The organism is Sphaerisporangium melleum, assembly GCF_014646695.1.
GTDB lineage: Bacteria > Actinomycetota > Actinomycetes > Streptosporangiales > Streptosporangiaceae > Sphaerisporangium > Sphaerisporangium melleum.
Genome location: NZ_BMNT01000062.1, coordinates 21,633 through 27,412 on the forward strand (window position 1 = coordinate 21,633; position 5,780 = coordinate 27,412).

General features: G+C 74.2%; 1 protein-coding gene. It reads left to right on the forward strand.

All coding sequences use genetic code 11. The annotated features are described in order from the left end of the window. A partial coding sequence (locus IEY93_RS34950) for a type I polyketide synthase (protein WP_189167463.1) occupies positions 1-5,780 on the forward strand: 5,780 nt, incomplete at both ends.

Genomic DNA, 5,780 nt, shown 5'->3' on the forward strand with positions numbered 1-5,780 from the left:
CTGCTGGCGTGCTCTCTGCGTGAAGTGATGTTCGCCGGTCCGGCCGAGGTGCTGGACGAGACCGGGATGACGCAGCCTGCCCTGTTCGCGTTCGAGGTGGCGTTGTACCGGCTGGTGGAGTCGCTGGGTGTGCGGCCGGATGTGCTGGCCGGTCATTCGGTGGGTGAGATCGCCGCTGCGCACGTGGCGGGGGTGTTGTCGCTGGTGGATGCGTGTGCGCTGGTCGCGGCCAGGGCCCGGTTGATGCAGGCGCTGCCTTCGGGTGGCGCGATGCTGGCGGTGGCCGCTGCCGAGCAGGATGTGCTGCCGTTGCTGGCCGGCCGGGAGGGCGAGGTCGGGATCGCGGCGGTGAACGGTCCCTCTGCCGTGGTGGTGTCCGGCGCCGCAGAGGTGGTCGAGCAGATCGCTCAGGCGCTGGCCGAGAAGGGCGTGCGTACCCGCAGGCTTCGGGTGTCGCACGCGTTCCACTCGCCGTTGATGGAGCCCATGCTCGCCGAGTTCGAGCAGGTCATCGCCGCCCTGAGCTACCACGAGCCCGCCGTTCCCCTCGTGTCCACCCTCACCGGCCGGCCGGCCGAGCCAGGTCTGCTCACCGACCCGGCGTACTGGGTGCGGCACGTGCGCCACGCGGTCCGCTTCGCCGACGGCGTCGCGGCGGCCCGCGCCACCGGGGCCACGACGTTCCTCGAAGCCGGTCCGGACGGCGTGCTCACCGGCCTCGCCCAGCAGAGCCTCGACGAGGACGCCCTGGCCTTCGTCCCGGCCGTCCGCAAGGGCCGCGAGGAGTCCCGCGCGCTGCTGGAGGCCCTCGGTCACCTGCACGCCCGTGGCATCGCGGTCGACTGGACGGCGCTGCTCACCCCCGCCGCGCGGCTCTCCCTGCCGACCTATGCCTTCCAGCACCAGCGGTACTGGCTGGAGCAGGGCACCGGCGCCGGCGACGTGACCGCGGTGGGGCTGGAAGCGGTCGGCCACCCGATGCTGACCGCCGTCGTCCCCGACCCCGGCTCCGGCGCCATCACCCTCGTCGGACGGCTCTCTCTCGCCGCGCAGCCATGGCTGGCCGACCACGCGGTCAACGGCACCGCCATCCTGCCCGGCACGGGCTTCCTCGAGATCGCTCTGCGCGCCATGGCCGAGACCGGGGACTGCGACACCGTCGCCGAGCTGGCTCTGCACGCCCCCCTCCCCATCCCGGACGACCACGCCGTGCACCTGCAGGTCGTCGTGGACGGCCCGGACGACACCGGACGGCGCGGCATCGCCCTCTACGCCAGGACCGAAGGCGCCTCCACCTGGCGGCGGCACGCCCAAGGGGTGCTCGCCGCCGCCGGCCCCGCACCCGGGTTCGACCTCGCACAGTGGCCCCCGCCCGGCGCGGAGCCCATCGACGTCGGCGGCCTCTACGACGAGCTGGCCGCGACCGGCCTGGAGTACGGCGACGCGTTCCAGGGCCTCACCGCCGCCTGGCTGCGGGACGGCGAGGTCTACGCCGACATCTCCCTGCCCGTTCACGCCCGGGACGGCGCCGAGAAGTTCGGCCTGCACCCCGCCGTCCTGGACGCGGCCGTGCACTCCATCACGCTCGGCGGCCTCCTGCCCCCCATGGAGCCGGGACGACCGGTGCTGCCCTTCGCCTGGTCCGGCGTCGCCGTCCACGCGGCGGGCGCCCCCACGCTGCGGGTCAGGACGCGGGGGACCGGGCCGGGTGAACTGTCGATGTTCGTCGCCGACGAAACCGGTGCGCCGATCCTCACGGTGGAGTCCCTCGTCGTACGGCCCACCGGAGCCGAGCGGCCCGCCGCCGCCACCCCGTACGTGCTCGACTGGACCCCGCTGCCCGCACCGCTCACCGACGGGTCTGTGACCGGGCAGGTGGTCGTCCTCGACGACGCGTCCTCGCTGCGCGCGGCCATCGGTGCGCCGGGCGACCTGCCGGAGCCGGTGGTCGCGCGGGTGCCGGCCGGCACGGGACGCGCCGGGACGTACGCGGCGCTCGACCTGATCCAGGAGTGGCTCGCCGACGAGCGGACGACCGGATCGCGGCTGGTGCTGGTGACCACCGGGGCGGTCGCCGCAGTCGAGGGCGACGTGCCCGACCTGTCGGCCGCGCCGATCTGGGGTCTGGTCCGGTCCGCGCAGTCCGAACACCCCGGGCGGTTCGTCCTGCTGGACACCGACGACCACCCCGACTCCGCCGCCGCCCTGGCCGCCGCCTGCGCGTCCGGCGAGCCGCAGCTCGCCCTGCGCCGCGGCACGGTCGTCGTCCCCCGCCTCGTCCCGGCCCCCGCGGCCGGCACCGGCCGGACGCCCGCCACCCCTGAGCCCACCACCTCCGCGTCCGCCGTCTCCCCGTCCGCTGTTTCTGCGCCCGCCGTCTCCGCGTCCGAAGCGCCGACCTCGGCCACCCCGCCGCCGTCCGTCGCGGCCGGTGCGTTCGGCGGACCGGGCGGCACCGTTCTGGTCACCGGTGGCACCGGCGGCCTCGGAGCCCTGGCGGCGCGGCACCTCGTCACCGAGCACGGCGTCCGGCACCTGCTGCTCGCCACCCGCCGCGGCCCGGACGCCCCCGGCGCGGCCGACCTGACCGCCGAACTCGCCGCACTCGGGGCGCAGGCCACGATCGCCGCCTGCGATGTGGCCGACCGCGCGGCACTCGCCGCACTGCTGGCCGGCATCCCCGCCGACCGGCCGCTCACCGGAGTCGTGCACCTCGCCGGTGTGGTGGACGACGGGGCCGTGACCTCGCTGACCCCCGAGCGGATCGACCGGGTCTTCGCCCCCAAGGCCGACGCCGCCTGGCACCTGCACGAACTCACCAAGGACCTCGGCCTGACGGCGTTCGTGCTGTACTCCTCGGTCGCTGGCACGATCGGCAGCGCCGGGCAGGCCAACTACGCCGCGGCCAACACCTTCCTGGACGCGCTGGCCCTGCACCGCCGCTCCCTCGGACTGCCCGCCGTCTCCCTGGCCTGGGGCCTGTGGGAGTCCGGCAGCGGGATGGCCGGTTCCCTCAGCCACGCGGACGTGGCCCGCCTCGGCCGCGTCGGCATCGCCCCGCTTCCCGTCGCCGAGGGCATGGCCCTGTTCGACGCCGCGCTCGCCCTGGACGACGGCGTCCAGGTGCTCGCCCGGCTGGACACCGCGACGCTGCGCCGCCAGGAGGAGATCCCGGCGGTGTTCCGCGCCCTGGTCAAGGCGCCGGCCCGGCGGACGGCGCCGGCCGTGCAGCCGGCCCGCATGCTCGCGGACAAGGGCGCGCTGCTCCAGCTCATCCGGACGAACGTGGCGCTCGTCCTCGGCCACACCGACGCCGCAGCCGTGGACGTCGCCGCCGCCTTCAAGGATCTCGGCTTCGACTCGCTCAGCAGTGTGGAACTGCGCAACCGGCTCAACGCCGCCACCGGGCTGCGGCTGCCCGCCACGCTGCTGTTCAACTTCCCCAGCCCCGGAGAACTGGCCGCGCACCTGCACCAGCAGCTGTCCGGAGCCACGCGGCCGGCCGGCGGCACCACCCGCGGCTCAGCCGTGGCCGGGCGGGCCGTCGCCGACGACCCGATCGCGATCGTCGGCATGGCCTGCCGGTATCCGGGCGGGGTCGTCTCGCCGGAAGGGCTGTGGGAGCTGGTCGCCGCCGGGGCCGACGCGATCGGCGAGTTCCCCGGCAACCGCGGCTGGGACCTCGCCCACCTGTACGACCCGGACCCCGCGAACTACGGCACCAGCTACACCCGCGAAGGCGGCTTCCTGTACGACGCAGACCGGTTCGACGCCGCCCTCTTCGGGATCTCGCCCCGCGAGGCCACCGCGATGGACCCGCAGCAGCGGCTGCTACTGGAGACCTCGTGGGAGGCCATCGAACGGGCCGGCATCAGCCCCACGGCCATGCGGGGCAGCCGGACCGGCGTTTTCGCCGGGGTCATGTACCACGACTACGGGACGCGCCTGCCGCAGGCCCCCGAGGGCTATGAAGGTTTCGTCCTCAACGGCAGCGCCGGCAGCATCGCCTCCGGCCGGGTCGCGTACACCTTCGGCCTGGAGGGCCCGGCGGTCACCGTGGACACCGCCTGCTCGTCGTCGCTGGTCGCGCTGCACCTGGCCGCGCAGTCGCTGCGCGCCGGCGAGTGCGATTTGGCCCTCGCGGGCGGCGTGACGGTGATGGCCACGCCGGGCGTCTTCGTGGAGTTCTCCCGCCAGCGCGGCCTGGCCCCCGACGGGCGGTGCAAGGCGTTCGGCGCGGGCGCGGACGGCACCGGCTGGGCCGAAGGCGCGGGGATGCTGCTGGTGGAGCGGCTGTCGGACGCCCGCCGCAACGGTCACCAGGTGCTCGCGATCGTCCGCGGCACCGCGATCAACCAGGACGGCGCCAGCAACGGCCTCACCGCGCCCAACGGTCCCGCCCAGGAACGGGTGATCCGTCAGGCGCTGGCCAACGCGGGCCTGACCCCGGTGGACGTGGACGCGGTCGAGGCGCACGGTACGGGGACGACGCTGGGTGACCCGATCGAGGCGCAGGCCATCATCGCCACCTACGGCCAGGACCGGGACGCCTCCCGTCCGCTGTGGCTGGGGTCGCTGAAGTCCAACATCGGCCACACCCAGGCCGCCGCCGGGGTCGGCGGGGTCATCAAGATGGTCATGGCCATGCGCAACGCCGTCCTGCCGCGGACCCTGCACGCCGGCACCCCCTCGCCGCACGTGGACTGGACGGCGGGCGCCGTCGAACTGCTCACCGAGACGCGGGAGTGGGACCGGCCGGATCGTCCCCGCCGGGCCGGCGTCTCGTCCTTCGGCGTGAGCGGCACCAACGCGCACGTGGTGATCGAGCAGGCTCCGGATGCCTCTCCGGCCGGCGACGATGGTGCTCCGGTGGCCGATGGTTCGCGGTCCGAGGTCGTGCCCTGGTTGTTGTCGGCCAATGAGGAGGCCGGTCTGCGTGCGCAGGCGGACCGTCTGGCGGCGTGGGCCGTGCAGGACGACACCGCGCTTCCGGTGACGGGTACGGCCCTGGTCTCGGCCCGCGCGGTGCTGGAGCGTCGTGCGGTGGTGCTGGGCGCGGATCGGGATGAGTTGGTGGCGGGTCTGCGTGCCCTGGCCGCGGGTGAGTCCGCTTCTGGTGTGGTGACCGGTGGTGGGTCCGGTGGCAGGGTCGGGGTGCTGTTCGCGGGTCAGGGGAGCCAGCGGGTCGGTATGGGTCGTGAGCTGGCGGAGCGTTTCCCGGTGTTCGCGGAGGCGTTGGGCGAGGTCTGCGCGGTGCTGGACCCGTTGCTGCCGCGTTCTCTTCGTGAGGTGATGTTCGCCGGTCCGGCCGAGGTGCTGGACGAGACGGGGATGACGCAGCCTGCTCTGTTCGCGTTCGAGGTGGCGTTGTACCGGCTGCTGGAGTCGCTGGGCGTACGACCGGATGTGCTGGCCGGTCACTCGGTGGGTGAGATCGCCGCCGCGCATGTGGCGGGGGTGTTGTCGCTGGCGGATGCGTGTGCGCTGGTGGCGGCCAGGGCCCGGTTGATGCAGGCGCTGCCTTCGGGTGGGGCGATGCTGGCGGCGGCCGCTCGTGAGCAGGATGTGCTGCCGTTGCTGGCCGGCCGGGAGGATCAGGTCGGCATCGCGGCCGTGAACGGTCCCTCCGCAGTGGTCGTTTCCGGCGCTGAAGCGACGATTGACGAGATCGCGGCCGTACTGGCCGAGCGTGGGGTGCGTACTCGCAGGCTGCGGGTGTCGCATGCGTTCCATTCGCCGTTGATGGAGCCGATGCTGGCGGAGTTCCGGGACGTGGTGTC